At 60.0% G+C, this 26,881-nt stretch carries 27 protein-coding genes and 1 pseudogene; 10 read left to right on the top strand and 18 right to left on the bottom strand.

Going from position 1 to position 26,881, the window contains the following annotated elements; genetic code table 11:
• Complete coding sequence (locus FHX16_RS16350; protein ID WP_183861430.1) at positions 1 to 1,650, bottom strand: alpha-glucosidase; 1,650 nt, start codon at positions 1,648 to 1,650, stop codon at positions 1 to 3.
• A gap of 454 nt (positions 1,651 to 2,104) precedes the next feature.
• Between FHX16_RS16350 and FHX16_RS16345 the strand changes: the two genes are divergently transcribed.
• A complete protein-coding gene (locus tag FHX16_RS16345; protein ID WP_259129448.1) occupies positions 2,105 to 3,025 on the top strand; it encodes a sugar kinase in 921 nt (306 codons plus the stop codon).
• A 156-nt stretch (positions 3,026 to 3,181) separates the two neighbouring features.
• Positions 3,182 to 4,348: a glycosyltransferase family 1 protein gene (locus tag FHX16_RS16340; protein WP_183861432.1), complete on the top strand. Its 1,167-nt coding sequence runs from the start codon at positions 3,182 to 3,184 to the stop codon at positions 4,346 to 4,348.
• A 5-nt stretch (positions 4,349 to 4,353) separates the two neighbouring features.
• Here FHX16_RS16340 and FHX16_RS16335 read toward each other — a convergent pair whose 3' ends face one another.
• Positions 4,354 to 5,367 carry an alpha/beta hydrolase gene (locus FHX16_RS16335; RefSeq protein ID WP_183861262.1) on the bottom strand — a complete coding sequence of 338 codons (1,014 nt, stop codon included), beginning with the start codon at positions 5,365 to 5,367 and terminating at the stop codon, positions 4,354 to 4,356.
• 159 nt (positions 5,368 to 5,526) lie between these two features.
• On the opposite strand from FHX16_RS16335, the gene FHX16_RS16330 reads away from it, so the two are divergent.
• On the top strand, positions 5,527 to 5,964 hold the full coding sequence (locus tag FHX16_RS16330) for a MarR family winged helix-turn-helix transcriptional regulator (protein WP_183754086.1): 438 nt from the start codon (positions 5,527 to 5,529) through the stop codon (positions 5,962 to 5,964).
• A gap of 15 nt (positions 5,965 to 5,979) precedes the next feature.
• On the opposite strand, the gene der is transcribed toward FHX16_RS16330, so the two are convergent.
• The 4 genes from der to FHX16_RS16310 all read right to left on the bottom strand — a co-directional run bounded on the left by der (position 5,980) and on the right by FHX16_RS16310 (position 9,077).
• Positions 5,980 to 7,404 (bottom strand): ribosome biogenesis GTPase Der, encoded by a 1,425-nt coding sequence (der, locus tag FHX16_RS16325; RefSeq protein WP_183861264.1) that lies wholly within the window; start codon positions 7,402 to 7,404, stop codon positions 5,980 to 5,982.
• A 15-nt stretch (positions 7,405 to 7,419) separates the two neighbouring features.
• Positions 7,420 to 8,103: a tetratricopeptide repeat protein gene (locus FHX16_RS16320; protein WP_183861266.1), complete on the bottom strand. Its 684-nt coding sequence runs from the start codon at positions 8,101 to 8,103 to the stop codon at positions 7,420 to 7,422.
• Between the two features lie 104 nt (positions 8,104 to 8,207).
• Positions 8,208 to 8,792 carry an NnrU family protein gene (locus tag FHX16_RS16315; RefSeq protein ID WP_183861268.1) on the bottom strand — a complete coding sequence of 195 codons (585 nt, stop codon included), beginning with the start codon at positions 8,790 to 8,792 and terminating at the stop codon, positions 8,208 to 8,210.
• A 27-nt stretch (positions 8,793 to 8,819) separates the two neighbouring features.
• Positions 8,820 to 9,077 carry a hypothetical protein gene (locus tag FHX16_RS16310; protein ID WP_259129503.1) on the bottom strand — a complete coding sequence of 86 codons (258 nt, stop codon included), beginning with the start codon at positions 9,075 to 9,077 and terminating at the stop codon, positions 8,820 to 8,822.
• On the opposite strand from FHX16_RS16310, the gene FHX16_RS16305 reads away from it, so the two are divergent.
• A complete protein-coding gene (locus FHX16_RS16305) occupies positions 8,964 to 9,908 on the top strand; it encodes a polysaccharide deacetylase (RefSeq protein ID WP_259129502.1) in 945 nt (314 codons plus the stop codon). The two genes, FHX16_RS16310 and FHX16_RS16305, sit on opposite strands and share 114 nt — an antisense overlap.
• Positions 9,909 to 10,138: 230 nt before the next feature.
• Positions 10,139 to 10,405, top strand: coding sequence for a DUF2277 domain-containing protein (locus FHX16_RS16300; RefSeq protein ID WP_114713413.1), 267 nt, complete (start codon positions 10,139 to 10,141; stop codon positions 10,403 to 10,405).
• Positions 10,406 to 10,537: 132 nt separating this feature from the next.
• Here FHX16_RS16300 and sbmA read toward each other — a convergent pair whose 3' ends face one another.
• Positions 10,538 to 11,803, bottom strand: a complete 1,266-nt coding sequence (sbmA, locus tag FHX16_RS16295) for a peptide antibiotic transporter SbmA (protein ID WP_183754076.1) — start codon at positions 11,801 to 11,803, stop codon at positions 10,538 to 10,540.
• A 124-nt stretch (positions 11,804 to 11,927) separates the two neighbouring features.
• Positions 11,928 to 13,136, bottom strand: a complete 1,209-nt coding sequence (locus FHX16_RS16290) for an MFS transporter (RefSeq protein WP_259129447.1) — start codon at positions 13,134 to 13,136, stop codon at positions 11,928 to 11,930.
• Between the two features lie 127 nt (positions 13,137 to 13,263).
• Here FHX16_RS16290 and FHX16_RS16285 point away from each other — a divergent pair, with 127 nt between their 5' ends.
• Positions 13,264 to 13,833: a PadR family transcriptional regulator gene (locus tag FHX16_RS16285; RefSeq protein ID WP_183861274.1), complete on the top strand. Its 570-nt coding sequence runs from the start codon at positions 13,264 to 13,266 to the stop codon at positions 13,831 to 13,833.
• Positions 13,834 to 13,837: 4 nt separating this feature from the next.
• On the opposite strand, the gene map is transcribed toward FHX16_RS16285, so the two are convergent.
• From map to FHX16_RS16245, 8 genes are all read right to left on the bottom strand, one after another.
• Positions 13,838 to 14,596: a type I methionyl aminopeptidase gene (map, locus tag FHX16_RS16280; protein ID WP_183861276.1), complete on the bottom strand. Its 759-nt coding sequence runs from the start codon at positions 14,594 to 14,596 to the stop codon at positions 13,838 to 13,840.
• Between the two features lie 106 nt (positions 14,597 to 14,702).
• Positions 14,703 to 15,764, bottom strand: coding sequence for an LLM class flavin-dependent oxidoreductase (locus FHX16_RS16275; protein ID WP_183861278.1), 1,062 nt, complete (start codon positions 15,762 to 15,764; stop codon positions 14,703 to 14,705).
• A 151-nt stretch (positions 15,765 to 15,915) separates the two neighbouring features.
• Positions 15,916 to 16,332 (bottom strand): DoxX family protein, encoded by a 417-nt coding sequence (locus FHX16_RS16270; protein WP_183861280.1) that lies wholly within the window; start codon positions 16,330 to 16,332, stop codon positions 15,916 to 15,918.
• 29 nt (positions 16,333 to 16,361) lie between these two features.
• Positions 16,362 to 16,829 carry an SRPBCC family protein gene (locus FHX16_RS16265; RefSeq protein WP_037132577.1) on the bottom strand — a complete coding sequence of 156 codons (468 nt, stop codon included), beginning with the start codon at positions 16,827 to 16,829 and terminating at the stop codon, positions 16,362 to 16,364.
• 101 nt (positions 16,830 to 16,930) lie between these two features.
• Positions 16,931 to 18,190 (bottom strand): RNA polymerase sigma factor, encoded by a 1,260-nt coding sequence (locus tag FHX16_RS16260; protein WP_183754064.1) that lies wholly within the window; start codon positions 18,188 to 18,190, stop codon positions 16,931 to 16,933.
• Complete coding sequence (locus FHX16_RS16255) at positions 18,187 to 18,561, bottom strand: YciI family protein (RefSeq protein WP_016554785.1); 375 nt, start codon at positions 18,559 to 18,561, stop codon at positions 18,187 to 18,189. The genes FHX16_RS16260 and FHX16_RS16255 overlap by 4 nt, the downstream gene beginning before the upstream one ends.
• Before the next feature lie 199 nt (positions 18,562 to 18,760).
• Entirely contained in the window at positions 18,761 to 19,690 is a 930-nt protein-coding gene (locus FHX16_RS16250; RefSeq protein WP_183861282.1) for an MYG1 family protein, read from the bottom strand.
• Between the two features lie 247 nt (positions 19,691 to 19,937).
• Positions 19,938 to 20,708 carry an SDR family NAD(P)-dependent oxidoreductase gene (locus FHX16_RS16245; protein ID WP_183861284.1) on the bottom strand — a complete coding sequence of 257 codons (771 nt, stop codon included), beginning with the start codon at positions 20,706 to 20,708 and terminating at the stop codon, positions 19,938 to 19,940.
• A gap of 218 nt (positions 20,709 to 20,926) precedes the next feature.
• Here FHX16_RS16245 and FHX16_RS16240 point away from each other — a divergent pair, with 218 nt between their 5' ends.
• Both FHX16_RS16240 and FHX16_RS16235 read left to right on the top strand, forming a co-directional pair.
• Positions 20,927 to 21,889: a hypothetical protein gene (locus FHX16_RS16240; RefSeq protein WP_259129445.1), complete on the top strand. Its 963-nt coding sequence runs from the start codon at positions 20,927 to 20,929 to the stop codon at positions 21,887 to 21,889.
• 129 nt (positions 21,890 to 22,018) lie between these two features.
• Positions 22,019 to 23,041, top strand: coding sequence for an acyltransferase family protein (locus tag FHX16_RS16235; RefSeq protein ID WP_183861288.1), 1,023 nt, complete (start codon positions 22,019 to 22,021; stop codon positions 23,039 to 23,041).
• A 66-nt stretch (positions 23,042 to 23,107) separates the two neighbouring features.
• Here the strand turns inward: FHX16_RS16235 and FHX16_RS31555 are convergent.
• Positions 23,108 to 23,248: pseudogene (locus FHX16_RS31555) on the bottom strand (OsmC family peroxiredoxin); the annotation flags it as partial.
• Positions 23,249 to 23,286: 38 nt separating this feature from the next.
• Here FHX16_RS31555 and FHX16_RS16230 point away from each other — a divergent pair.
• Entirely contained in the window at positions 23,287 to 24,369 is a 1,083-nt protein-coding gene (locus tag FHX16_RS16230; protein WP_259129443.1) for a hypothetical protein, read from the top strand.
• A gap of 36 nt (positions 24,370 to 24,405) precedes the next feature.
• Here the strand turns inward: FHX16_RS16230 and glpK are convergent, their stop codons facing one another.
• The gene (gene glpK / locus FHX16_RS16225) at positions 24,406 to 25,899 is read right to left on the bottom strand and encodes a glycerol kinase GlpK (protein ID WP_183861290.1); all 1,494 of its coding nucleotides are present in this window, start codon (positions 25,897 to 25,899) and stop codon (positions 24,406 to 24,408) included.
• A 178-nt stretch (positions 25,900 to 26,077) separates the two neighbouring features.
• Between glpK and FHX16_RS16220 the strand changes: the two genes are divergently transcribed.
• Positions 26,078 to 26,854, top strand: coding sequence for a 3-hydroxybutyrate dehydrogenase (locus FHX16_RS16220; RefSeq protein ID WP_183861292.1), 777 nt, complete (start codon positions 26,078 to 26,080; stop codon positions 26,852 to 26,854).
• Positions 26,855 to 26,881 lie beyond the last annotated feature (27 nt).

Raw genomic sequence — 26,881 nt, 5'->3', positions numbered from 1 at the left:
CTAGCCAGCCACCCGCGCACAGAACGCGTCGAGCGCGACAAGCTTGATTGGGCCGGTTGCCGCTCCCGCCGCAAAGCCCGGCATAGCCAACCGTTCTCCTATCACCATTCCCGCCGGCGGAATGAACTGTGCTGGCTTGCGCGTCAGGTTGAAGACAAAGAGCAGCGTCTCGCTTCCCTTGGTGCGCGTGAAGGCGAGCAGGTCCTGATTGGTCCCGATGAACTCCATCGCGCCGTCAAGCAATGCCGGATGGCCTTTCCGGAATTCGAGCGTCTGCCGGTAGTGGTTCAGAACGGAATGCGGATCGCTCTCCTGCGTGTCGACGGAAAGCGCTGCCTGCTCGTAAGGAACAGGCAACCAGGATTTTTCGGCCATGGTAAAGCCGGCATGCGCCTTCGCAGCCTCCCAGGGCATCGGCGTGCGGCATCCGTCGCGTCCCTTGAAGGCCGGCCAGAAACGGATGCCGTAGGGGTCACGCAGATCCTCGAAGGCCAACTCGGCCTCCGGCAGGCCGAGTTCTTCCCCCTGATAGAGGCAGATCGAGCCGCGCAGCGTCGCCAGCACCGACATGGCGAGCTTGGCAACGACTGGCCGCTCCTCCGGGGTCTTTGCGAAGCGGCTCACATGACGGTTGACGTCATGGTTCGAGAAGGCCCAGCAGACCCAGCCATTGGCAACCGACTTCTGGAAGGCATCGACGCAACTGCGGATATGGGTAGCGGTAAACTCCGGTCCGAGCAGGTCGAAGGTGTAGCACATGTTCAGCTTGTCGCCGCCGGCGGTATAGGCAGCCACCGTCTTCAACGAGCGTGCTCCGTCGCCGACCTCGCCTACCGTCGCGCGCGCTTCGTAGTGGTCGAGCAAGGCCCGGAAGCGCTGGAGGAAGCCGATGTTTTCCGGCTGCGTCTTGTCATAGAGGTGGTTCTGCATGCCGTAAGGGTTCGTATCGGGCGCATCGAGACCGGCATCGCTCTCGTCGGGCGCATGCGGGGGATTGTCGCGAAGAAGCTTATCGCAGAAGTAGTAGTTCACTGTATCAAGGCGGAAGCCATCGACGCCACGGTCGAGCCAGAACTTCACGGTGGCGAGCACGGCATCCTGAACCTGTGGATTGTGGAAGTTCAGATCCGGCTGCGAGGTCAGGAAGTTGTGCTGGTAATATTGCCGGCGTACGCCATCCCATTCCCATCCAGGCCCGCCGAAGATCGAGAGCCAGTTGTTGGGTGCCGTGCCATCTGGCTTCGGATCTGCCCAGACATACCAGTCGGCCTTGGGATTGCTTCGGCTTGAGCGGCTTTCGACGAACCAGGGATGAACATCGGACGTGTGCGATATCACTTGGTCGATGATGATCTTGATGCCGAGCCGGTGAGCCGCCGCCATCATCTCGTCGAAATCATCGAGCGTTCCGAAGATCGGATCGACATCGCAATAGTCGGAAACGTCATAGCCCATATCGGCCATCGGTGACTTGAAGAATGGCGACAGCCAGATGGCGTCTACGCCGAGGCTGGCGATATGGGGCAATCTCCGGGTAATGCCCTTCAGGTCTCCGAGGCCATCTCCGTTCGTATCCTGAAAGGATCGTGGATAGACCTGATAGATAACCGCACCTCGCCACCAGTCCGCTGTTTTGCCCGCAACCGACATCAGCCGTCTATCTCCTACCTTCATTCGATGATGCCAACACTAAAGCGGGCGGGACAAAAAACAACCTTCAGCCGAAATCAGTCGAACATCCCAGCTTCTGCATTTTGCGCTTTAGCTTTTCGCGGTGCTTGATGTCCTTGCTAGGCAGCTTACCGCCCACCGTGTTTCGTTCCTGCAAGGCGAGTGTCTGACAATCCCACTTTCGCTTGCCTCCGCCTCCGTGTGCGGAAGCGAGACCGGTTGAAAGCGATAGCGCCGCAACCAGCGAAATACCAATCAGAGGGCCTGAGATCGTCTGCAAGCGTGTGTCCCCGTAACTGCGCGAGTGCCACTATGCGCGCTGCAGATAGGGTCAACAATCCGGCCTAGAGTCGCAGCCACATGCCGCTCGTGGCTTGTCAGGAACAGCCTCTACGCGTATCAGCGAAAGCGGGAAAATTCAGGGAGGCTTTCTGTGAGCGGGCGTTTTCTATCGATCGGTGAATGCATGGTAGAGCTTTCGCATGCAGGCGCCGGCTTGCTGCGCAAGGGCTTTGCCGGCGACACGCTGAATACAGCCTGGTACGCCCGCGCCTGCCTGCCGGCGGATTGGTCGGTCGAGTATTTTACCGCGCTCGGCGACGAAGCCATGTCCGATGAGATGATCGCCTTCTACAAGCAGGCTGGCATCGGCACGGAATTTATCAGGCGCATCAAGGGCAAGGCGCCGGGTCTCTACATGATCAGCCTCAAGGATGGCGAGCGCTCCTTTAGTTACTGGCGCGACAACTCCGCCGCCCGCCAGCTCGCAGCCGACGCGGAACTCCTTCGCGAGGCGATCGAGGCCAGCGACGTTGTCTACTTCTCCGGCATCACACTTGCGATCCTGTCTCGCAACGACGCCGACACCCTGCTCACCGAAGTCCGCCGCGCCAAGGCCGCCGGCAAGATCGTGGCCTTCGATCCCAATATCCGCCCGCGGCTCTGGTCGGGCTATGACGTGATGCATGCGACGATTAGCGAAGGTGCGCGTGCCTCTTCCCTGGTGCTGCCGAGTTTTGATGACGAGGCAACGCACTTCGGCGACGTTTCGATTGCAGCAACGATCCAGCGCTATCGCACCCTCGGCGCGACGGACGTGGTGGTCAAGAACGGCGCAGAAGGAGCAACGTTGAGCTTCGACGGCGTGGAGAGATTCGTCCCGGCTGAGAAGGTCGAGCAGGTCGTCGACACGACCAGCGCCGGCGACAGCTTCAACGGCGCATTTCTCGCCCGCTACCTCGAGACCAAGGACGCGCCCGCCGCCGCCGCATTTGCTGCAAAGGTTGCCGCACGCGTCGTCAGCGAACATGGAGCCCTCGTTGCCTGGGAAAAACTTGGTATCAACCACGCCTGAGCAACACCGGACGATCGGTGTAGCGCAACTGTAATATTTCCATCATCGACGGTCGCCAGAATGTGAAGCGCGGGAATCGAGTCCCCGGGTCTGCCGGGAGTTTGGCCGGCGCCCCCGCGGGCGCGGCTTGGATGGAATTGGGGCGTGCTGCAGCATATGTCGGATGTTGGGGGCAACGAAGGCCGGAACGCATCTCGGCCGGGGGTGGCGGAACGGCTGGTCATTGTCAGCGATGCCTGGCATCCGCAGGTCAACGGCGTCGTCCGTTCGATCGAGAACACCAACCGCGAACTGGCGAAAATGGGCATTGACGTGGCAATGGTGACGCCGCAGGGCTTTCACAGTGTGCCCTGCCCCACCTACCCCGAAATTCGTCTTTCCATCGCCAGCTACCGCCGCGTCGCGCGCGAGATCAGAAAACACATGCCCTCCTACGTTCATATCGCAACGGAGGGTCCTTTGGGGCTGACGGCGCGGCGCTGGTGCCTGAAGAACCGCATGCCCTTTTCGACCAGTTACCACACCCGCTTTCCGGAATATGTTTCGGCCCGTTTGCCCATACCGAAGAGCTGGCTTTATGCGTTCGTCCGTTGGTTCCACAATTCCGGCGCCGGTTGCATGGTCGCGACCCCAAGCCTCGCGCGCGAACTCTCCGACAAGGGCATTCGAAACCTCATGCCGTGGAGCCGCGGCATCGATGCCGATCATTTCCGCCCCATGCCCCTGGACGACGCGCCGTTCGGCCTTGCCCGCCCGATCTTCATGACAGTCGGCCGCGTTGCCCTGGAAAAGAACTTGCCGGCCTTCCTGGATCTCGACCTACCGGGATCGAAGGTCGTCGTCGGTGACGGGCCGGCTCGTGCCGAGCTCGAGAAGCGCTATCCAGATGTCCACTTCGCCGGCCTGAAGGTCGGCGAGGAACTGGCGAAGGCCTACGCCCAGGCGGATGTCTTCGTCTTCCCCTCGCTGACGGATACGTTCGGAAATACGATCCTCGAGGCCCTCGCGTCAGGCGTTCCCGTCGCCGCCTACCCTGTCACCGGCCCCCTCGACATCATCGCAGACGACAACGACGTCGGAGCACTCGACGACGACCTGAAAACGGCCTGCCTAACGGCGTTTTCAGCGTCGCGCGAGAAGGCACGCGAACTCGCGCTTCAATATTCCTGGGAAGCGGCGACGACACAGTTCATCAACAACATCCGCGCCGCCAACGGCGTCATTACGCCGAAGTGGAAGAAAGCCTGGCAATTTGCTGCCAAGTCGCTGCCAAGAACGAAAAAGCCCGGTGATGCCGCCGGGCCCGTCTCGTCAGGAACCTGAACCGGTTATTTGCTGAGCGCGTCGCGGAGCGTCTGGCTGGCAACGGAGATTGCGCTGCGCACAGCGGGCGTCTCGGCAATGGCGTTCAGAAGCACGAAGTCGTGGATCGTGCCGTTGTAGCGGATCGAGGTCACCTTCACGCCCGCCTGACTTAATTTGCGGCCATAGGCCTCGCCTTCGTCTCGCAGCACGTCATTCTCGTCGGTGATGATCAATGCCGGAGGCAACCCGTTCAGCTGATCGAGTGAAGCCTGGAGCGGGGAAGCAGTCGGCTCCCTGCGCTTGGCTTCATCGGGGAGATACGCATTCCAGAACCACTTCATCGCTTCCTTCGTTAGCCAAGGACCGTTGGCGAACTGATTGTAGGAGCCGGTCTCGAAGTTGGCGTCGGTCACGGGATAGAACATGACCTGCTGAGCGATTGCAGGACCGCCGCGCTCCTTGGCAAGCAGCGTGACCGCCGCGGTCATGTTGCCGCCGACGCTGTCGCCGGCCACCGCCAGGCGGGTGGCGTCGACATTGAATTCCTTCTGGTGTTCAGTGACGTATTTCGTTGCGGCGTAGGCCTGCTCGATCGCGATCGGATAGCGAGCCTCCGGCGAGCGCTCATAGTCGACAAAGACAACAGTGGCCTTGGCGCCATTGGCGATCTCGCGAACGAGACGGTCATGCGTATCGGCATCGCCAAGCACCCAGCCGCCGCCGTGGAAATACATGACGACAGGAAGCTTGCCCTTCACGCCTTCTGGACGAACGACACGCAGCTTGATGCTGCCGGTCGGTCCAGCCTTGATCGTCAGGTTCTCTTCCTTGGCGGCAAGCTTCTTGGCGTCACCCTTCTGCGCCCCGGCAAGGACATTGCGGGCGTCGGAAGGAGACAGTGCATAGATTGGCTTGGAGCCAGCGAGCGCATCGATGAACTTCTGGGTTGTCACTTCCAATACCGGATCGGCAGCGGCACCCAAAGTGGTTGCTGCGAGGATGGCTGCTGCGGAGAGTGCGGTCTTTGCGGTCGACATTGTCCTGTCCTTTTCGGTTGCTATTCGTCGTTGGCGCATCATCTATATATTGCACTATTATATATCGCACGATATAAACAGGCATAGCTCTCATGCAGAAAGATTGGTTGCGATTGTTTATTGCGCGATATATGTTGTCGCGCTTTCGGAGAATTGGATATGAGCGACGATCTGAACCTAGATGATTTTATGTGCTTCGCCCTCTACACCGCAAATCACGCGATGAATCGGGTCTACAAGCCACTGCTTGATGCGCTGGACCTCACATACCCGCAGTACCTGGCAATGGTCACCCTATGGAAAGAAGACAACCAGACAGTCGGCGACATCAGCGAGAAGCTTCACCTTGAATCGAGCACCCTCACCCCTCTCCTGAAGCGTTTGGAAACGGCCGGCTACGTCAAACGCGAGCGCGGCAAGGACGACGAGCGTGTAGTCATCATCCGGTTGACGAAGGAGGGTCGCGAACTCAAAAGACGCGCAGCATCCATTCCCGGCTGCATCCTCGATGCATCGGGCCGAGAATTTGCTGACTTGAAACGGTTGGCGGCAGACGTGATCGTATTGCGCGACACGCTGACGCGTCACTCAAAATAAGGAGCAGCGGACCTATCAGGACCGCTTTTTCTTCGACTCATACGGATTGTCCGGAGAACGATAGTGAATCCGGATCGGCACGCTCGGCATGTCGAAATCGTTGCGCAGACCGTTGATCAAATAGCGGGTGTACGATTCCGGCAGCGCGTCGGAGCGTGTGCAGGAGATCATGAACGCCGGCGGACGGGCCTTCACCTGCGTCATATACTTGAGCTTGATGCGGCGACCGGAGACTGCTGGTGGCGGATGCTGAACCTGCTGCTGCTCCAGCCAGCGATTGAGGCGGGCAGTCGAGATGCGCTTGTTCCAGACCTTATCCGTATCGATGATAGACTGCATCAGCTTGTCGAGACCACGGCCGGTCTGGCCGGAGATCGGCACGGCACGAATCCCGCGCGCCTGCGGCAGCAAGCGGTCGGTCTTCTCGCGCAGGTCCGCGAGAACAGCCTGCGGCTCCTCGATCATGTCCCACTTGTTGAAGGCGAGCACGGCAGCACGGCCCTCACGGAGCACGAGATCGACGATGTGCAGATCCTGCTTCTCGAACGGGATCGTCGCATCGAAGACGATGACGACGAGCTCAGCAAAACGGATGGCACGTAGCGTATCGGCCACCGAGAGCTTTTCGAGCTTCTCGATCACCTTCGCCTTGCGGCGCATGCCTGCCGTATCGAACATCTTGATGGTGCGGCCGCGCCAGTCCCATTCAACGGAGATGGAATCGCGCGTGATGCCGGCTTCCGGCCCCGTCAGCAGTCGGTCTTCACCGAGGAAGCGATTGATCAGCGTCGACTTACCGGCGTTCGGGCGACCGACGATCGCCACGCGCAGCGGCTTCGTGTCGTCATATACCGGTTCTTCCTCTTCCTCGCCTTCCTCATCGATCGGCTGAGGGATATCGACGTCGGTGACGGCGACATCTTCCTTAGGCGGAAATGCGCGGTCTTCACCAAGGGCGGCAACGATCGCATCCCTAAGGTCGAGCATGCCCTGCCCGTGTTCGGCCGAGATCGGAGTCGGTTCACCAAGACCGAGCGAATAGGCGTCGTAAAACCCGGCGTCCGAGCCACGGGCTTCCGACTTGTTGGCCACGAGAACCACGGGCTTGCCACGGCGGCGCAACATTTCGGCGAGCGCCGTGTCGACGGGCGTCAGCCCGGTCTTGGCATCGACTACGAACAAAGAAAGGTCAGCCTCGTCGATCGCCGCCTCTGTCTGGGCGCGCATGCGGCCCTGCAGGCTCTCTTCATGGGCCTCCTCAAGACCAGCCGTATCAACGATGGTGAAACGCAGGTCGACGAGCCGTGCTTCGCCCGGGCGGCGGTCGCGGGTAACGCCCGGCGTGTCATCGACAAGCGCCAGCTTCTTTCCAACCAACCGGTTGAAAAGCGTCGACTTGCCGACATTCGGGCGACCGACAATGGCGACCGTGAAGCTCATTGAAATTCCTTACATTCAGCCCTGTGCGGCGGGCGCCTTGCCGGATGCGGTGATGTTATCAAGCATCATCTGGGCACGATTGGCAACATTGCGCGGGCTCTGCGCATCGTCGGCAATTGCCTGGTACCATTGGCGAGCCTGCGCCATGTTGCCAGCCTTGTAGGCGGCAAGGCCGAGCGCTTCGCGGGAGGAGTGACGGAAGGCATTACCGGGAACAGCCATTTCCTCGACATGGGCGGAAACCTGGTCGTAGGTGCCGCTTTCAATCAGCAGCCATCCGGCGCGCATCTTGGCGGCATCGCGTACGGCTGCCGGAGCAGCGTTGTCCTTGCCGATCAAATCGAAGGCAGCAACGGCGCCAGCCGTGTCGCCCTTCTGGGCCAGAACGCTTGCGGCACGCAGGCGGGCAAGGATCGGATAGGCACCATGTCCTTCCTTTTCCAACGTCTCGAGCGCGGCCAGCGCCTCGTCGTTCTTGTTCTCGTCGGCAAGCTTCATCGCGGCGATGAACTTGTCACCCGTGCCGGAGGACTGGTTATCGTCCCAGTATTCGTAGACCTTGTAGCCGATGGTACCGAGCACGATCAGGACGGCGAGCGCAATCAGGTAACGACCAAACCGGCGCCATGCGCCCTTCACCTGGTCGGAACGCAGTTCCTCATTGACTTCACGAATGAAGCTGTCGTCGTTGAATGCCATTCTCGTCTCCGGCCGCGGATATGCTTCGGCATGCGGGTTGCACGCACATTGTGGGGCCTTCTACCCCATTTTTCAGCAGTTGTAAGGGGGATTGAAAAGATTCGTCACATAGCGATCGGGGCCACACCGATCAACAGCTCGTGCAGCTTGAACGTGATGAGCGCCCAGACAACCACACCGATGACGACGGCATATAGATCATACTTACCCGAGACGAAGGGACGAAGGGTGAGTTCGCCAGCACGTTCGCGCCTTTTCAGCGCAATGCGCAGGATGACGCCCCATGCAAGAAAGGCCGCAAACAGCAACACTGATGAGGTCTCGCCGTTGGCCAGGAGATGCGCGAAGGCCCAGATCTTCACCGACAGGACCATCGGGTGCTTCGTCTTCACCGCGATACGCCCCGCCGGCAGCAGCGAGGCGACTAGACAGATAAGGGCGATCAGCATCAGCGTAACGGCGATATGCGCCATCCAGACCGGTGGGGTGTAGAGCACGCCGGTCACCTGACGGGCCTGACCGAAGCCGTAGATCAACAGGATGAGCGATAGGATACTGAGGACTGAATAGACGCCCTTCCAACCGTTCTCGCCGAGCCTGTCGATCATGGACTGACGAAGGCCGGGGGCGATCACACGGATAAGATGAAGCCCGAGGAAAATAATGATGCCGACGATGAGCAATGCCATGACGATCTCCTGTGCGTTTTCCGAGACTTAGCTGGGCTGACAGAAAAACGCCAGCGCCACCGCAGCTTCGCCGCATTTCTGTAACAGGAAAGCCGCAAACAAATTGTCGCGGTGCCCATGTTTCGTTCGTTTTTCAAAGCCTCCCTCGCTCTTTCCTTGTTTGTCCCAAGCGTGGCGAGTGCCGGCGATCAGCCAAAGCAGCTGGTGATCATCTCGTTTGACGGTGCGCACGATAACGCGCTCTGGCAGAAGAGCCGTGAAATGGCGGCAAAGAACGGTGCGCATTTCACCTATTTCCTCTCCTGCACCTTCCTGATGAACCAGGCCGCTAAGAAAGCCTATCAGGCGCCGCATCAGAAAATGGGCAAATCCAACGTCGGCTTTGCCCAGAGCGATGACGAGATCCGCGAACGGCTGGGCAATATCTGGCATGCCCATCTCGAGGGCCACGATATTTCGAGCCATGCCTGTGGCCATTTCGACGGGCGGCAGTGGAGTGAAGTCGACTGGCGTAGGGAGTTCGCAACTTTCCACGCCACGCTGCGGAACGCCTGGAAAAGCGTTGACCTCGAAGAGCCGAAAGGCTGGCAGGATCTGGTCAATCATGGCATCCACGGCTTCCGCGCCCCTTACCTCTCGGCAACGCCGGGCGCCGACATGATCGCTGCGGAGAAGAAGGCCGGCTTCACCTACGACGCAAGCCTCGTGACCAAGGGTCCCGCCATGCCGGTCGAGGAAGCCGGCATCGTCCGCTTCGGCCTACCTCTCATTCCTGAGGGCCCCCGCGAGAAGCCGATCATCGGCATGGACTACAACCTCTTCGTCCGCCACTCCAACGGCACCGAGGACAAGGCCGACTCGAAGGCATTCGAAGACCGCTCCTACGCCGCCTTCAAGGAAGCCTTCGACAAACAATACACCGGCAACCGCATTCCGCTGCAGCTCGGTTTCCATTTCGTCGAGATGAACGGCGGCGCCTACTGGCGCGCGCTCGACCGACTTGTCAGCGATGTCTGCCACCGTCCGGACGTCTCCTGTGTCAGCTATTCCGAGGCGATCCCGATCATCGAGGCGCGCGGCAAGCTGCAGGAGCAGACGCAAACCTCGGGTCTTTAGGCGAGCGTTGCCGTTCGCTAGCCTTTGCCCAGGGTGGGCAACATCGCGCCAATTGAACGCGCTGTGTTTTCGCTGGGTCGTATCCACCAGTATCGAAGTGCGACCTGCTCCTGCTGCCCTGCGGTGCACGGTTGCTCGTCTCTGGTGCGTTTGCAATTAGCGCCGGCGCGACTACTTTTTAGCGACGCCACTCTTCTCAGTGGCAGCGAGAAGCAGACCAGGAGCAGATCATGTGCCGAAACATCAAACCCCTGTTCAATTTCGATCCGCCTGCTACAGATGAAGAGATCCATGATGCGGCGCTTCAGTTTGTGCGGAAATTGAGCGGAACGACCAAGCCATCGAAACGCAACGAGGCCGCGTTCGAGCGCGCAGTCAATTCGATCACGAAATGCGCCCAAGAACTGCTCAATTCACTGGAAACGTCCCAACCTCCTCGTGATCGCGAGGAAGTCGCCGCAAAAGCCCGGGCCAGAACAGCGATGCGGTTCGCGTAGGCCAAACCCATCGCACGCAGAAGGTCTCATTTCGACCCGTCGGGCAAGTGACTATCCGCCGCTCAAAGTCGCCGTGAAAGTCATCGCCAGAACATGGCGATGACCAAGGGTCGGCTTCTCCAGCCGGCGGCACTAGCCGTCGGCGTGGATGATGCCCGCTTCGCGCTCCAGATAGCGCTGGTCGATATCAGGCAACGGCTCGCCTTCGATCGCCGACTCGAACGTGCGCAAGCGCTTGTAGATCGACAACAGTTCGACGATCGTCGTCCACGAATTGACCAGATACTGGAAGGATCCGCGAACCTGATCAAAGACATTGTTGATCTGCGTCATCAGGCCGAGCGTCAGCTTGCCGGCGACGATCGATGGCACCAGCACGATCAGGCTGAACAGATTGTCGGCCTGCAGGTAGAAAATGCGGGCGACGTTGAAATACATGTAGTGGAAATAGAGCCGGAAATAGTTGCGGCGCACGTTGGCGAAAAGCTCAGCCACGGTCGGCGGCGTCGCGCGGTCAGCATGGTCTTCGCCGTAGACAAGCTCCTTGCGGTAGGACGCTTCCACGCGCTGATTTCGGAACTCCAGGCCAGGCAGCTTGATACCGACCAGACCAAGGAAAACCGTCCCGAAGATCGACCAGAACAGTGCGGCCCAGACCAGCGCGTGCGGCACTTCGCCGATCAGCGGCAGTTCCGTGATGTTGGTGCCAATCTTGAACAGCACCGGCAGGAAGGCAATCAGCGTCATGACCGAGCTGACCAGGCTGACGCCAAGGCTTTCCACCGTTGAGGAGAAGCGCATCGTGTCTTCCTGAACGCGCTGCGAAGCGCCTTCGATGTGCCGGAGCTTCGGCCAATGCGCCATGTAGTATTCGTTCATCGCCGTGCGCCAGCGGAAGATCCAGTGGCTGACAAAGAACAGATTGAGCACGCCAACGGTGATCGCCACGAAGGCAATGCCGGCAAAGCCAAGCATGCCGAGATAGAGCTGCGACGCGGTGACAGGTGCCGTCTTCGCGAGCGCCTGCTGGATCAGGTCATAGAACGGCCCGTACCATGCGTTGATCGCGACGCTGACCTGAACCGAAAAATACGTGTTGAAGATGATCAGCGCCGAACCCAGCACCGACCACATCTGCCAGCGATGCGGGCTGTAGGTAAACCAGAAAGCGGCAAAGAGCGCGACGGCCACCGTGTAGTAGATGTAGAACCAAAGGAACGGCGCCGACCAGAAGACCGAGACACCGATCGGAGATTCCTCGCCCGCCGCCAGCGGCGGCAAGCCAACGATGGCGCCGAGGCCGGATCCCACGAAATACCAAAAGAGAACGGCAAGAAGCGCCCAAGCAACAGCTGAGATAAAGAAGAGCCTGGGCTTGGGGAAATACGATACGAACACGGGAGAGCTTGCTTTCCTGAACTGGAGTCTTCGGAGTCTCTAAACAGACCAATTGCGGCGAAAACTACGGCAGTTCGCGAAGAGCGGCAATGGCCTCTCCCCATTGTTACGCACTTGTAACGCGCTATGACAGCTTCTTGACGACCGGTATCACCAGCATTGCGCACACCAGCAAAGCCCCCGCGGCGGCATATGTCGGCGTCGTGAAACTTCCGGTCCGCTCCGCCATCCAGCCTGCCACAATGGGGCCGACAATCTGCCCGACGCCAAATGCGGCTGTCATCGTCGCAAGGATCCTGCGCGGGCTCGCCGGGGATAACTTGCGGCCGATCTGCAGGCCATAAGCAGTGATCGCGAGGAAAGTTGCACCAAACAGCGCACCACCGATCAGCGGCGCCACCGAATGCGGCAAGAGAACGGTCGCGAGCACACCAACTGCCTCGATGAGGAGCGCAGCCACGTAGACCCACCCCAACCCGAGCGGGCGGACGAAGGGCTTCCAGGCGAAAAGCGCGACCGAAGCAGTCAGTCCGGCGATGAACCAGCAAAGAAATTCAATGATCGGTCCGGCAGCATCCATGCGGGCGATCGTAACCAGAAACGTGCCGGTGATCACATATCCGAACCCAAAGAGCCCATAAGACGCCGTCACGAGTATCATCGGCAGGCTCCAGGCGATCTTCGGCTCCTTGCCGGTCTGCGCGGCTGCCGCCGGGCCTGTCGGCAATAGCCACCAGACTGCCACCAGGCTGACCGCCGAATAGATCGCGCCGCCGATCCAGGATGCCCGCCAGGCGTCTGCGCTTCCGCTAAACAGCAGTCCGACCAGCAACACCATCACCGACGAGAGCGCGATGCCGGCGCCCGGACCGCCGAAATGCGCCGCCTGGACATGGTCGTTTCCGGCCATTGCTCCGTGGCTGAGCACGATCTGCGAGCTGAAGACAAGAGCAAAGGCACTCGCAACACCGGCGAGGAAGCGAATGACTGCAAAACCCATGACCGATGTCGTCATCGCCATGGCTGCAAGCAGCAACGCTGTTGCCGCAAGCGCAAGAAGCGCGACCTTGCGCTCGCGTCCTGTCGCCCAGCCATAGGCGGCGAGAACCGCGCCGACGAGATAGCCGACGAAATTCGCCGAAGCGATGAAGCCGGCATCGGCAGCGGACAGCGGCACGCCGCTGATCATGCTCGGCAGGATCGGGGTGTAGGAAAAACGGCCGAAACCCATGGCGGCAGCCATGGCGATCGCCCCTGCCAGTCCGGTTCGAAAGAGGCTTTCGGGAAGGTTTTCATTGCGTGCCAACATGGCATGCTTATCGCGCTGCAGCATGGCGCCGACAATCAAGAATTTCTGATCGAACGATCAATCGTACGAAATCATCTCCGAGTTCTTGAAAGCAATTATCGTAAGATATATGTTTTACGACATAGTGAACGATACATCAAAGGAGTGACCTATGAGAGGTTTTAGAGGCGGAATGATGGGTGGCGGCGGTTTTCGCATGGGAAGGAAGTTTGCGTCAGGCGATCTGCAACTGGTGATCCTGGCGCTGCTGGTGGAACAGCCCCGCCACGGCTACGAGCTGATCAAGCTCCTGGAAGAGCGTTCGGGCGGCTTTTATGTTCCAAGCCCTGGCGTGATCTATCCTGCGTTGACCTACCTGGAAGAAACCGGCCTTGCCGACGTGGAGAGCGAAGGCACCAAGAAGCTCTACCGCATCACGGAAAGCGGCCGCAGGCTTGTCGAAGAAAACCAGTCGATGATCGACATGACGCTTGGAAAGCTCGAGAAGATCGGCGCGAAGATGGCGCATGTGCGCAAGATCTTCGACCCGGAAAGCCGCAATGGCGATCGGGACGATGACGCCTTCCCGGAAGACAAGAGCGAGGTCGCAGCAGCCCGTATGCTGCTCAAATCGGCGCTCCGGCTGCGCTATCCCTGGTCGAAGGACGAGGCCAAACGCATTGCCGGCATTCTGGAGCGCGCTGCCGGCGAAATTCTTGCCGGCGGACGTTCGGGCGAATGAAGCCTCAGGCGCCGCCCTCCGGCAGCGTCAGGATCAGTGGACCATTTCGCGTGGCGACGACCGTGTGCTCGTATTGCACGGTCGGAGCCTCCGGGTCAGCGTAGAGTGTCCAGGCGTCGTCGCCTCCCTCCGCCCATGTCGCGCCAAGCGAGAGGAACGGCTCGACCGTGAAGACAAGGCCTTCCGTAATCATCCGCTTCTCGGACGGATCCGGCCAGGTCGAGAGCTCAGCCGGCTCTTCGTGCAGCGAACGGCCGATCCCGTGGCTCGCCAGATTGGCGACGAGCGTATAGCGATTTTTCAGCGCAAAGGCGCCGACCGCCTGGCCGATCTTGGCGAGCGGTTCGCCCGGTTTCACCTGATTGAGGCCAACCCACAGCGCCCTCTTGCCGTCACGGCAGAGCTTTTCGATCTTCGACTTGTGTGGTAGCAGGCTGAACGACGCGCCGGTGTCGGAAAAGAACCCGTCCTTCTCGGCAGATACGTCGATGTTGACCAAGTCTCCCGGTCGAATAACGCGCGGACCCGGAATGCCGTGGGCGATTTCCTCGTTGACGCTGATGCAGGTTGCACCGGGAAACTGGTAGCAAAGTTCGGGCGCCGAACGCGCGCCGGCGTCCTCAAGCATCTTGCGGCCGATCTGATCAAGCTCCAGCGTCGTAATGCCCGGTTCGAGCGAAGTGCTCATCACCTGCAAGGCATTGGCGCAGATCCGGCCGATTTCCTTCAGCTTGAGGAGTTCGTCTTCGCTTTCGATGATCATGAATGACTATCCGGCCTTCTGCGGCCGGTCGACCGGCACTCGATCAGGATGAGAGCACGACGACGCTCGGATTCCAACTCATCCTTTACGGCATCATGCTCCAATTTCAGGCCGTGGCTTTCGCCTCTTCGTCGCTTTCAGTCAATGCCTTTCTGACGATCGGCGCGACTTTCGTGCCGTACAGTTCGATGCCGCGCATGATCTGATCGTGAGGCATCAGGCCGATCGCCATCTGCAGCAGAAAGCGGTCGTTCTTGAACAGCCGATGATGCGCGATGATCTTCTCGGCCACCAGTCCCGGCTCGCCCACGAAGAGCGCGCCGTTCGGCCCGCGCGACATGTCGAAGTGCGCCCGGTTCGTTGGCCCCCACCCGCGCTCGCGGCCGATCCGGTTCATGACCTCGGCCTGCGGACCATAGAACTGATCGGCGGCGGCATCCGTTGTGTCCGCGATGAAGCCGTGAACATTGATGCTGGTCTTGAGCTTCGATGCCTCCTGCCCTGCCCGTCGAGCGGCCTCGCGGTAGAGATCGAACAACGGCGCGAAACGGCGTGGCTCGCCTCCGATGATCGCCAACGCTACCGGCAAGCCCATGGCGCCGGCGCGAGCAACCGATTGCGGCGTGCCGCCGACCGCGACCCACAAAGGCAGCGGGTCCTGCAGCGGGCGAGGATAGACACCACGCCCATTGATCGGCGCACGCAGTTCGCCTGACCAAGTGACGGTTTCCTGATCGCGGAGCGCCATCAGCAAGTCGAGCTTTTCCTCGAACAGCTGATCGTAATCCTCCAGATTGTAGCCAAAGAGCGGGAACGACTCGATGAATGAACCCCGTCCCGCCATGATTTCGGCACGGCCGTTGGACAGAAGATCGAGCGTTGCGAACTGCTGGAATACGCGAACCGGATCGTCCGAGCTCAACACGGTCACGGCGCTGGTCAGCCGAATGCGCTTGGTTTTCACGGCAGCGGCAGCCAAAGCGACTGCGGGCGCCGAAGCCGCATAGTCCGGCCGGTGATGCTCGCCCAAGCCGAAGACATCGAGCCCGACCTGATCGGCGAGCTCGATTTCCTCGAGCAGATGCTTCAGTCGTTCTGCGCCTTCCTCACCCTTGCTTCGGCTCGGAGTCGGGTTCACGTCGGCAAAGGTGTAGAGGCCTAGTTCCATGGCTCGCATCCCGTTGAATCTACAGATGGAGATAAGGATGGAGCGGCCTCAGCGCAAATACAAATTCTGGAACCGATCGTTCGAGAATATCGATAAGCAGCATCGCCGCAACTTGGCATCGCGGCGAACTTCTATCCTGAAATCAATGACTTCAGAGCTTGAACGGAATCATTTTTCGAACGGCCTCGCACCTGAGATAGAGGCCACCCCAGGCAATCAGCCCGAGATAGACGCCGAACAGCAGGTGCGAGAAGATCGGGCTCCCAACACGCAGATGTGTGGCGATTGCGCCGCCGAGCAAACCGGTGAGCAGGATCGCGCCTAGCACCGACGTTCGTGGAATGGCGTAAAGCAGCGCGCATAGAAGCGTCACGATCCCGAGGCCGCGGGCAAGCATCGGATCTCCCGAATAGCCAAGCGCAGTCATCGTCTCCGTGACCGGCGCGATCGGCACCAGCTTGATCGCGCCGTCGAAAACCAGGAAGGCAACGATCAGGCCGCTCATGACTGTGCCGGTGACGGTCTGCCAGCGCGGAAGCCGGGCCGTTGAATCAACAATTGCAGACATACCTCGATCCCCCTGTTTCGATTCCGATTTCAGATTCTCGGGAGCAGCTCAGCAAGCTGATCGGCGCATTTGCCCCAGCCCTCATGGAAGCCCATCTGCTCGTGCTGCTCCTTGTCGGCCGCCGTCCAGTGTCTCGCCTTGGCGGTGTATTTCGTCCGCCCGTTGCCCAGGTCCTCCAGCAGGATGATGCCGACGAAGAACGGCTTTTCGGACGGCACCCAGGAACTGGTAAAGGCGTCGGTAAAGACGATTTTCTCGTTTTCGACGATTTCGAGATAGACGCCGCGGTTGGGGAACTCCTGGCCCTCGGGGCTGCGCATGACGATGAGGTTCGAGCCGCCCGGCCGTGCATCGATCTGCACGTCAGCAATGCTCCAGGGACGTGGCACAAACCATTCCTTCATCAGAACAGGATCGGTCCAGGCTTTGAAAATTTTCTCGCGCGGGGCATCGAATTCACGCACGAGAACCAGTTCGTGTTGAGCTTCCTCGGTCATTTCAGCATTCTCCTGTTGAACGAAACCTGTTTTCGATCAGGTTGTTACAAGGACGTGGGAGGTTTTCCAGTTCCGACAACTAGACAGGATCTTTTTGAAGATTATTTCGCGATCGGCTGAGCGGCGGAATGAACGAGGCTGTCTATCTGCTGGCGGATGTGGGCGGCCTCGGCTGCCGAGTGAGCCAGCGCGATGGCGCGATCAAATGCCTCGTGCGCCTCACGGGCGCGCCCGAGTTGCTTCAGCAGGCCGCCACGCAAACCGTGATAGTAGAAATAGCCATCGAGCTTTTCACCAAGCGTTTCGACAAGGGCCAACGCCTCCTCTGGCCCTTTGAGCTTGGAGACAGCAACGGCGCGGTTGAGCGTAATCACGGGCGACGGCTGAACACGCTCAAGCGCCCGGTAAAGCAGCTCGATTTCCTCCCAATCCGTATCTTCGGCGCGCTTGGCGCGCGAATGCAGCGCGGCAATGGCCGCTTGCAGCTGGTAAGGCCCGGGCTGGCGATGACGGATCGCCTTGTCGAGCAACGCCAGCGCTTCGTTAATGAGCTCGCGGTTCCATAGCGAACGATCCTGATCCTCGAGCAACACGATGTCGTTCTCACCGTTGAAGCGGGCCTGGCGCCGTGAGATCTGCAGCAGCATCAGCGCCAACAGACCCATCAGCTCCGGCTCGCTGGGGAAAATGCGCAGCAGAAGCCGTGCAAGCCGGATCGCCTCGTCGCTGAAGGCGCAGGCCTCGTGCTTCGGATCGGCTTGACTATAGCCCTCGTTGAAGATGAGGTAGATCATCGTGCTGACGATCGAGAGTCGCTCGGCGCGCTCTTGCGCATCCGGCGTCTCGAAGGGCACACCGGCCTTGGCAACGCGCGCCTTGGCCCGCGTGATCCGTTGCTCCATGGCGCTTTCGCCAACGAGGAAGGCACGGGCGATCTGCTGCACGGTAAGTCCGGAGACGATGCGGAGCGCCAGTGCGATCTGTTGCGTGGCCGGCAGATCCGGATGGCAGCAGATGAACAGCAGTCGCAGGATATCGTCACGATAGTTGGAATCATCAAGCCGTTCGGCGATATCGCTTTCAGCGTCACTGGTGTCCGAAATCAGTTCCTCATCCGGAAGCGCCTGCGTCTTCGAGCGTTTGCGCACCGCGTCGATACCGCTGTTGCGGCCGACGAAGATCAGCCATGCCGTCGGATCGCGCGGCGGCCCCTTGTCCGGCCAGGTGCGGATGGCGCGCAGGCAGGCCTCCTGAAAGGCCTCCTCCGCGATATCGAGGTCGCGGAAGTATCTGAGCAGCGCGCCAAGCGCCTTCGGCCGGGCCGAAGCAAGCGTCACGTCGATCCAGGCAATGTCTGTCATGTCGAAGAATCTCCCGGCCGGAACACGTAGAACGGCCGAATTTCGTAAGAGGTCGAACCCGGATTGACCGAGGAAAGCTCCTTGGAGAAGGCAACGGCCTCCTCGAGAGTGTCGAAATCAACCACGTAAAAGCCGAGGAGCGCTTCCTTCGTTTCCGCGAAGGGACCGTCGAGAACGAGCGGTTCCTCTTTGCCCTTGCGCACGGTGGTCGCCGCCGTCGTCGGCATCAGCCGACCAACCGGACCAAGCTTGCCGCGTTCGGCAAGGGGTGCCTGGACGGCGTAGAGCTTCGCCATCACGGCGTCCTCTTCCTCCTTAGTCCAGGAGAACACGGTTTCTTCATTGGCATAACAAAGGATTGCATAAAGCATCTCTTACTCCTCTTCCCGAATGACGAAGGAGTAGCGCGACATCCGACAGGACGCAGCAAAAAAATACAGCTTGGAGAAGGAGATGGCTAAACGTGCGGCGACTGAAGGAGGCCAGCGCAGCACAAGAGAAACAACCGGCCACGCGCTGCGCGGCCGTTGTGGCAGACATCTGTCAGAGCGAGCCCTTTTCAGGCCTGTCTCAGCTAGCGGCTCCGACGGCAACGGCCTCTTGCACGGCCAACTCGGCCATCGCCAATGCGGCCTCGCGAGTCCGGGCAGCCGCCACGAAGCGGCCGTTGTGACAGAAGGTTGCGCCCTCGACGCCGCAGACAGCTTCGAGGTCGTGATTGGTCAGGCCGGCCCAGGCGGACGGCAGATCCGCGCGAAGCTCGAACCCCTCGTCCCCACGACGAATCCCGGTAACGCACCAGTCCTTTTCTCGCGGGTGAACGACAAGCAGAAGATGATCGGCGCCCGCCTTGACGATCGCAGGGCGGAAAGGCATTCCCATCGGAAGCTCGAGAACGCGCCCCCGCCCCGCGCGCTCGATGGCCTCAAGGACAAGTGTCTCCGCCCGCAATTTGGCAGCGCTTTGGGCGATCCTTGCCTCGACGAAACTGCGGGCAATCGCGACGGCGTCCTGAAATCTCCGATCATCGGCATTCGGATCAGTGTCGTCGAACACCGGCTTCAAAGTTTCTAGCAAAGCCGGCAGCGTCAGCCCGGCCAACGGCCCCGACGGGCTGAGGGCGCCGTTGTCCGTCAGGTCGATCGGCAGCACGAAGGCGAGATCGAACGAGGCATGCAATGCCTCGACGTGAGCTTCGGGAATGTCCGTGGCAACAAGGTAGTCGCGACCGTAATGCTTCCAAATCAGGCCGAACGAGCTATAGGGCTGCCCATCGTCGCGCAAAGGTGCGCCACGCTGATGGTGGTCGAAGATGCCCTGCGAGGCATCATACGCGCCGCCGACGTCATAGATGATCCGATCGGGGGCCGGTTTGATCCACTCCGGGGCTCTGCTCCGGATCACACGGGCCTGCGGGAAGAGCCGGGTCAGGATGACGCTCGACAGCACTTCATCGGCATGGAAGCCACCGGAATGAGTGACGAGGAAATCTGGAGTCATGCCAGGATGCACCTTGTTGTTTGCGAAAGCCGCTTGCGGTCGGCAGCACATACCTCTTGCTGATGGCTATCTCAACCCGTCACCGGTCCGGTTCTTGCTTTGATCCGGCGAGCAGCCAGCCTCTAGGTGCCTTAGTTGCTGGGGATTGCCCCAAGGTTCAGGTTCCTGTCCTTGTCAAAGGCTACTCGCTATTGGGATGGCGACCTGCGTCGGCTGTTGGGGCATGGTCAGCGGGAGCGCCTCGATCTCAGGCGACGGACCATCCACCATCCACCAGCAGGTTCGCTCCGGTGATCAGGCTTGCCGCCGGTGATGCAAGGAAGACGACGGCGCCCACCACATCATCGGTTTCACCGATCCGGCCGAGCGGAATGTGATCGAGCGTCGCCTTGCGATTGTCGGTGTCGGACAAGAACGGTGCTGTACCATCCGTGTGTATGAACGTCGGCGACACGGTGTTTACGGTGACGTTATAGCGTGCCCATTCGGCTGCAAGGCAGCGCGTCAGGTGATTAATGGCCGCCTTGCTCATGCAATAGATAGCCTCGCCGCGCAGCGCCACGGTACCCGCCTGTGAGCTGATATTGATGATGCGCCCCCCATTGCGCTCGATCATGTGACGACCAACGGCCTGCGTCATCAGAAAGGTGCCCTTGATGTTGACGTCAAGTATCTCGTCAAGGTCTTTCTCTTCAACGAGTTCCGCGAGATTGCCCGGAGCCACGCCGACGTTGTTGACGAGGACGTCGATCCGGCCGAACGTAGCAAGTGCTGCGTCGACGGCTTCTGCGATATGGGCCTTGTTGGGAATCTCCAGTCTAACGGGGAGAACCTTTCGTCCCACACTTTCCAGTTCGGCAACAAGGGCCGCCGAGGCTGCGACATCCCGCACCCCCAAAACAATATCGGAGCCTGCTGCAGCACATGCAGCGGCACAAGCTCGACCGATGCCGCGGCTTGCTCCCGTCACCAAAGTCACCTTACCAGCAAGGCTGAAGTCCGGCGCATTCTTCTGCATGGCGATACCTCCCTCGATGAACCTCATTTATGGCAGTGTCGGCGCGCGGATTCCAGACGTTCCGCTCATGCTGGCATGGGCCAATAAGCGATCCAGCTGTGGACATGAGCCTCCCGCCAAGTATCGCCACGCCTGCGCCATCAAGCCGCCCATTTTGCTCGGGATTGCTGAACCTCTCACGGCCATCCAGCGACCCCCAGAGAAATGTCGAGACTAGAATGAAGACCCCCCTCAGCCTGCTTGCCGCCTGCGCCCTTCTGTTTTGCATGCACAGCACGACAAGTGCGGCATCTGCGCCGGAAAATTTCATCTACACCAGCTCTGGCGATCTTGAAGGGGCGAGCATATTCATCAGCCGGCCGGACATCGGCGGCGTGCAGATCGTCTACAACTGGCGCCAGCTCGAGACGGCGAAGGGGCAATATGATTTTTCTGCCATCGAGGCCGATCTTGCCATCATCAAGCGTCTGAACAAGAAGCTCTTCATCCAAATCCAGGATCGCTTCTTCGAACCGAAAGCGAGAAACGTCCCTGACTACCTGATGGTCGACAAGGCGTATGGCGGCGGCATAACCGCGCAGTTCGACAATCCCGGCGAAAGCAAGCCCGTTGGATCCGGCTGGGTGGCACAGCAATGGAACCCCGCTGTGCGCGAACGCTATCAGGCGCTGCTGGCCGCCCTTGCCGCAAGGTTCGACGGCGAGATCTACGGCGTCAATCTGCCGGAGACGGCGATCGATCTCGATCCGAAACACGAGCCGGATGGCTACAGCTGCGACGCCTACTTCCAGGCCGAGATGGAAAATCTCGCCTTCGCCCGTAAGGCCTTCAACAAGAGCAAAGTCGTCCAGTACGTCAATTTCTGGCCCTGCGAATGGGAAAACGACCACAACTATATGGGACGGCTTTTCGAGTTCGCGGCAAGGAATGACGTCGGTCTCGGCGGTCCGGATATCGTTCCTTACCGCAAAGGCCAGATGAAGAACTCTTATCCGTTCTTCAACAAATACAAGGCCAAGCTAGCCTTCGTCGGCCTCGCTGTGCAGGAACCGACTTTGACCTACAAGAATCCGAAGACGAAGAAGCCGTTCACCAAAGAGGAGTTCACCGCCTTCGCCGACGATTATCTCGGTGCCGACGTGATCTTCTGGAGTACCGCCACGCCGTGGCTGCGTCGCTGATGCGGGCGAAAGGCGGCGGCACTTAAAACCGTACAATGCACGCTCGCAGTGCAATTTTTTCCCCACCCCTCGTTTTTGACGCATTTGATCTATCTATCTCGCTGCATTGCACAAATCGGAGAGCGGCCATTGCAGCAGAAAACCCGCATCGATTGGCTGGATATCGCCAAGGGTATGTCCATCATTCTCGTGGTGATCTACCATACCCTCCTCTATCACGACTTCCACAACATCGCGCCCGACCTTTATGCCCGCCTGAGCAGCATCATGACGCCCATCCGGATGCCGTTGTTTTTTACGGTCTCCGGCTTTCTGGCAGCCTCCGCCATGCGCGCGCCATGGGGCGATTTCCTGCGTCGGAAGATCTGGCTGCTCGTCTATCTCTTCGCGATCTGGAGTACCGCCCGCTGGCTGTTCTTCCGTTACATCCAGACCAATGTCCTGGTGCCGACGGAAGGAAGCGATCCCTATCAATTGCTTGAAATGTGGTGGGCACCGAACACCGGCATATGGTTCATCTGGGCGCTCGCTATCTTCATGATCGCGACGAAGCTTCTCTCCTCTGCCCACCGCCCGACCGCAATGGTTCTCGCGGCGTCGCTATCGATCCTGACCTTCGGCGAGCACCTGCCGATCGATCTCTTCACCCATCGCAACGTGCTGCAGTATTTCGTCTTCTTTCTCTTCGGCTGCTGGTACGGAAGATCCGTGGTCGACGCGATCACGGAGCGGCCACTGCTGACCGCCTGCGCGGGTTTACTCATCTTCACCGCGCTCTACGGGCTGCGCTGGCGCCTGCAGGCCATTGAGAAAGGCAGTTGGGCGTTGGCCTCCTCCATCGCCGGCCTGGCATGGCTGTGCGGAACGGCTGTGCTGATGTCGCGCCTGCAGCCAGTGCGCCACGCCTTCGCCTACTTCGGGCGCAACACGCTTCCCGTCTACGTGACACATGTCATGATCGTCTCGCTTGTAGTCGCGATGGTCGCCACCATCGTTGGAAGCAATGCTACAAGTGGCTACATCACCGCGCCGCTGGTGGTCGTCTTTGCGATTGGTCTCTCGCTTGCGATCCGGGCAATCGCCGATCGCAGCGGCGCCGCCTGGCTCTATACGCCACCCACGCGGCGGCAGCGGCAGGCGGTTCCCGCTTGATCGTAGCTAGGCAGCACGTTCGATCGAAACCGCCACGCCGCGGCGCAGGGAATTGGTCACCAGGGAGATCTCCTTTGCCAAAAGCTGCGCACCGTTGAAGCCGAGTCCCTGCCCGCCGGCTTTCCCCTCAGGACGATCGACGACAATGGTATGCGACCCGACCCATCCTAGCGCCGCCAGCGTGCCCTCGACATTCCGTAACTCCAGAGCGCGCCGCAGTTTAGGGCGACGTGGCGGGAAACTCGGTGCATATTGTGCGCATCGACCCGACGGGAGACAAGGACATGGCGCCCTCACCGTATTTGAATGACCCCAAGGTCTACATCGATACCGACACCTTTATCGATCTCGTCAGCGAAAGGACACGGTGCCTAATCTGCTGTGAACCTCTCAACGGCAAAGTGGCCAATCGGGAACACGTCCTGCCCAAATGGATCCTGCGGAAGTACGACCTTTATGACAAGGAAATCACTCTCCCGCATGATTACAAGGCCAGGCAGTACGGCGGCCATACGATGCCCTGCTGCAAGGATTGCAATTCGTTGCTTGGAAAGAAGCTCGAGCAGCCGGTGCGGCAACTGACACAAGGGGGCTATGCGAAGCTCCAGCGGCTTCTCGACGAGAACGGCCAGCGCCTGCTGTTTACCTGGCTTTCCTGGGTCTTCCTGAAGTTCTTGATCAAGGACGGCGCCATCCCAATCAACCCGGATCAGCGGGTAAAGGCCGTCATGCAGGACAAGGATACCGACTGGACGACGCTCCATCACATCCATTGCCTCGCCCGCTCTCCCTACACCGGCGCGCACCTTTCGCCGGAGGTCCTCGGCTCCGTCGTCATCCTGGCGATTGACGACGACCGCTATCGCGAGGACTTCGATCTGATAACCGTTCACGAGACGCAGACAATCATGGTTCGCCTGGGCGATCTCGCCATCATCGCCAACTTGAGCGACAGCGGCCGGTCGATGGATATCGTGCATCGCTTCGTCCTGCCCGCAAGGCAGGAGAGGTTCACCGTCCTGCAGGCTCTGGAAATCTGCGCCGACATGGCGGTAACGACCACGCGGATTCAGAGCAAGCCGGTCTACTTCACGCGTATCGACCGGGCCACGGGCCACCCTTCAATCCACGCAGACCTACCTGTCTACGAGGCGAACCCCGTCGATCCGGACACGCGCGCCGCAATATTCGAGCTCGTCTACAGAGAGCATTTGCCTCACCTGAAAATAGCGGGCAGCGACATGTCGGCTCTGCAGGCCATCAGGGAAAACCGTCTGACATTTCTGGAACATCGCATCAGCCGGGCGACCGGAGAAATACGGGAATAGACGCCCACCGACCTGCTCAGGAAACGATCGCGCTCGTCACACATCGGCGATCGTGCGCTTGACGGCACTACGCCAGCCCTTGAGCTTTGCTGCGCGCGTCTTCTCGTCCATAGCCGGCTCGAAGCGGCGGTTGCGTTGCCAACTCTTGGCAAAGCCTCCGCGATCCGGCCAGACGCCTGCCTTGCTGCCGGCAAGCCAGGCGGCGCCGAGCGCCGTGGTTTCGAGGATAACGGGCCGGTCGACCGGCGCGTCGAGAATGTCGGCGAGCCGTTGCATCGTCCAGTCGGACGCGACCATGCCGCCATCGACGCGAAGAACGGTGTTGTCCACACCGCCCTTCCAATCCTTGTGCATGGCATCGAGCAGGTCGCGCGACTGGTAGCAAACCGCTTCGAGCGCGGCACGTGCGAACTCCTTCGGGCCGCTGTTGCGCGTTAGACCGAACATCGCGCCGCGGGCGTTTGCATCCCAATGCGGTGCACCGAGACCGGTGAACGCGGGAACCAGATAGACGTCCTGCGTCGGATCCGCGGCGTCGGCGAGCTCGCCAGTGCGCGAGGCCGTATCGATGATGCCAAGCCCGTCACGAAGCCACTGCACGGCCGCGCCCGCAATAAAGATCGACCCTTCGAGCGCGTAGGTCGTCTCGCCGTTCAGCCGGTAGGCGATCGTCGTCAGCAACCGGTTCTTCGAGCGAACAATGTCGCTGCCAGTGTTGAGCAGCGCAAAGCAACCGGTTCCGTAGGTCGACTTCATCATGCCGGGTTCGAAGCATGCCTGCCCGATGGTCGCGGCGTGCTGGTCGCCGGCGACACCAAGGATCGGGATCTCCGCTCCAAGTATCCGCTTCTCGGTTGTACCGAAGTCGTCTGCACAGTCCTTCACCTCGGGTAGCATCGCCGCCGGAACCCGCAGGATATCAAGGAGATCCTTGTCCCAGCTGTTGTCGGCAATGTTGTACATCAGTGTGCGGGAGGCGTTCGTCGCATCGGTCGTGAACACCTTGCCGCCCGTCAGCCGCCAGATCAGAAAGGTATCGACCGTGCCGAAGCACAATTCTCCCTTGGCGGCGCGTGCCCGCGCACCCTTGACGTTGGCGAGCAGCCACGAAAGCTTGGTGCCGGAGAAATATGGATCAAGGAGAAGGCCGGTCTTCCTGGTGAAGGTCCTTTCGAGATCTTGCCTCTTCAGCTTGTCGCAATAGCTAGCCGTGCGGCGATCCTGCCAGACGATCGCGTTGTGGATCGGCTTACCGCTCTCACGCTCCCAGACGACGACAGTCTCACGCTGGTTTGTAATCCCGAGCGCCGCGATGTCCTTTGCCTCGATCCTGGCTTCGCGGATCGCCATCTTGATCGTCGAGACGACAGAATCCCAGATTTCCTCCGGATCGTGCTCCACCCAGCCGGACTGAGGATAGATCTGGCGGAACTCCTTCTGGCCCGCACCGGCGATCTGCATCTCGCCGTCGAAGACGATCGCCCGGGTCGATGTCGTCCCCTGATCGATTGCCAGAACATATCCGCTCATGCTTGTCCCCCCGCTGATCGTGATTGTCGGGAGAAATCAATAGGACAGGAGGGCGGGCGAGGAAAGAACCCCGCCTCTCTTCGACACAAGAGATTTGGCATCAGCGCAATTGCCAGCAACGATGCTTTGCGCATAACCTCATCTCTATTGCGTCGCAAAATGGCTTGAGGAGAAGAGAATGGCCAGAACAGTCGTCGTCACCGGATCCACCAGCGGCATCGGCCTTGCGATCGCGACAGCCTTCGCTGGCAAGGGCGACAATATCGTCATCAACGGCTTCGGAAAGCCTGAGGAAATCAAGGCGATAATCGAGAAACTTGAATCGACCTCGGAGGCGAAGGTTATCCACCATCCGGCAGACATGACGAAGCCGGTTGAAATCGCGGATCTGATCGAAACAGGCGCCAAGACCTTCGGCAGCGTCGATGTGCTGGTTAACAATGCCGGGATTCAGCATGTCGAGAAGATCGAGGATTTCCCGATCGAAAAGTGGGACCAGATTATTGCGATCAACCTATCGAGTTCGTTTCATACAATGCGGGCCGCTATTCCGCTGATGAAGACAAAAAAGCAGGGCCGCATCATCAACATCGCCTCTGCGCATGGCCTGGTCGCGTCGCCATTCAAATCCGCCTATGTCGCGGCAAAGCATGGTATATTGGGCCTGACGAAGACGGCGGCGCTGGAGCTTGCCGAGTTTGGCGTGACCGTGAACGCAATCTGCCCGGGCTACGTGCTGACGCCTCTCGTCGAGAAGCAGATACCGGATACGGCGAAGGCACGCGGCATCACCGAGGAGCAGGTCAAGACTGACGTGATCCTCAAGGCCCAGCCGACGCATGAATTCGTCAAGGCGGAAGAGATTGGCGCGCTGGCTCTCTATCTCGCAAGCGACGAAGCCCGGCAGGTAACCGGCACCCACATCTCGATTGACGGTGGCTGGACCGCGGCATAACCATTCAAAATAAAGATAAAAACCAGG

This window comes from Rhizobium sp. BK661, assembly GCF_024808825.1.
In the GTDB taxonomy this organism is placed as follows: Bacteria; Pseudomonadota; Alphaproteobacteria; order Rhizobiales; family Rhizobiaceae; genus Rhizobium.
This window is presented reverse-complemented; position numbering and strand designations above follow the sequence as displayed.

What these genes read in the sequence shown, in the direction of transcription:
- FHX16_RS16350 (WP_183861430.1), bottom strand. Translation starts at nt 1,650, where the DNA reads ATGTCGGTTGCGGGCAAAACAGCGGACTGGTGGCGAGGTGCGGTTATC.
- FHX16_RS16340 (WP_183861432.1), top strand. Translation starts at nt 3,182, where the DNA reads ATGTCGGATGTTGGGGGCAACGAAGGCCGGAACGCATCTCGGCCGGGG.
- FHX16_RS16335 (WP_183861262.1), bottom strand. Translation starts at nt 5,367, where the DNA reads ATGTCGACCGCAAAGACCGCACTCTCCGCAGCAGCCATCCTCGCAGCA.
- FHX16_RS16330 (WP_183754086.1), top strand. Translation starts at nt 5,527, where the DNA reads ATGAGCGACGATCTGAACCTAGATGATTTTATGTGCTTCGCCCTCTAC.
- der (WP_183861264.1), bottom strand. Translation starts at nt 7,404, where the DNA reads ATGAGCTTCACGGTCGCCATTGTCGGTCGCCCGAATGTCGGCAAGTCG.
- FHX16_RS16320 (WP_183861266.1), bottom strand. Translation starts at nt 8,103, where the DNA reads ATGGCATTCAACGACGACAGCTTCATTCGTGAAGTCAATGAGGAACTG.
- FHX16_RS16315 (WP_183861268.1), bottom strand. Translation starts at nt 8,792, where the DNA reads ATGGCATTGCTCATCGTCGGCATCATTATTTTCCTCGGGCTTCATCTT.
- FHX16_RS16310 (WP_259129503.1), bottom strand. Translation starts at nt 9,077, where the DNA reads ATGCGCACCGTTCTTTGCCGCCATTTCACGGCTCTTCTGCCAGAGCGC.
- FHX16_RS16300 (WP_114713413.1), top strand. Translation starts at nt 10,139, where the DNA reads ATGTGCCGAAACATCAAACCCCTGTTCAATTTCGATCCGCCTGCTACA.
- FHX16_RS16290 (WP_259129447.1), bottom strand. Translation starts at nt 13,136, where the DNA reads ATGCTGCAGCGCGATAAGCATGCCATGTTGGCACGCAATGAAAACCTT.
- FHX16_RS16285 (WP_183861274.1), top strand. Translation starts at nt 13,264, where the DNA reads ATGAGAGGTTTTAGAGGCGGAATGATGGGTGGCGGCGGTTTTCGCATG.
- map (WP_183861276.1), bottom strand. Translation starts at nt 14,596, where the DNA reads ATGATCATCGAAAGCGAAGACGAACTCCTCAAGCTGAAGGAAATCGGC.
- FHX16_RS16275 (WP_183861278.1), bottom strand. Translation starts at nt 15,764, where the DNA reads ATGGAACTAGGCCTCTACACCTTTGCCGACGTGAACCCGACTCCGAGC.
- FHX16_RS16270 (WP_183861280.1), bottom strand. Translation starts at nt 16,332, where the DNA reads ATGTCTGCAATTGTTGATTCAACGGCCCGGCTTCCGCGCTGGCAGACC.
- FHX16_RS16265 (WP_037132577.1), bottom strand. Translation starts at nt 16,829, where the DNA reads ATGACCGAGGAAGCTCAACACGAACTGGTTCTCGTGCGTGAATTCGAT.
- FHX16_RS16260 (WP_183754064.1), bottom strand. Translation starts at nt 18,190, where the DNA reads ATGACAGACATTGCCTGGATCGACGTGACGCTTGCTTCGGCCCGGCCG.
- FHX16_RS16255 (WP_016554785.1), bottom strand. Translation starts at nt 18,561, where the DNA reads ATGCTTTATGCAATCCTTTGTTATGCCAATGAAGAAACCGTGTTCTCC.
- FHX16_RS16250 (WP_183861282.1), bottom strand. Translation starts at nt 19,690, where the DNA reads ATGACTCCAGATTTCCTCGTCACTCATTCCGGTGGCTTCCATGCCGAT.
- FHX16_RS16245 (WP_183861284.1), bottom strand. Translation starts at nt 20,708, where the DNA reads ATGCAGAAGAATGCGCCGGACTTCAGCCTTGCTGGTAAGGTGACTTTG.
- FHX16_RS16240 (WP_259129445.1), top strand. Translation starts at nt 20,927, where the DNA reads ATGAAGACCCCCCTCAGCCTGCTTGCCGCCTGCGCCCTTCTGTTTTGC.
- glpK (WP_183861290.1), bottom strand. Translation starts at nt 25,899, where the DNA reads ATGAGCGGATATGTTCTGGCAATCGATCAGGGGACGACATCGACCCGG.
- FHX16_RS16220 (WP_183861292.1), top strand. Translation starts at nt 26,078, where the DNA reads ATGGCCAGAACAGTCGTCGTCACCGGATCCACCAGCGGCATCGGCCTT.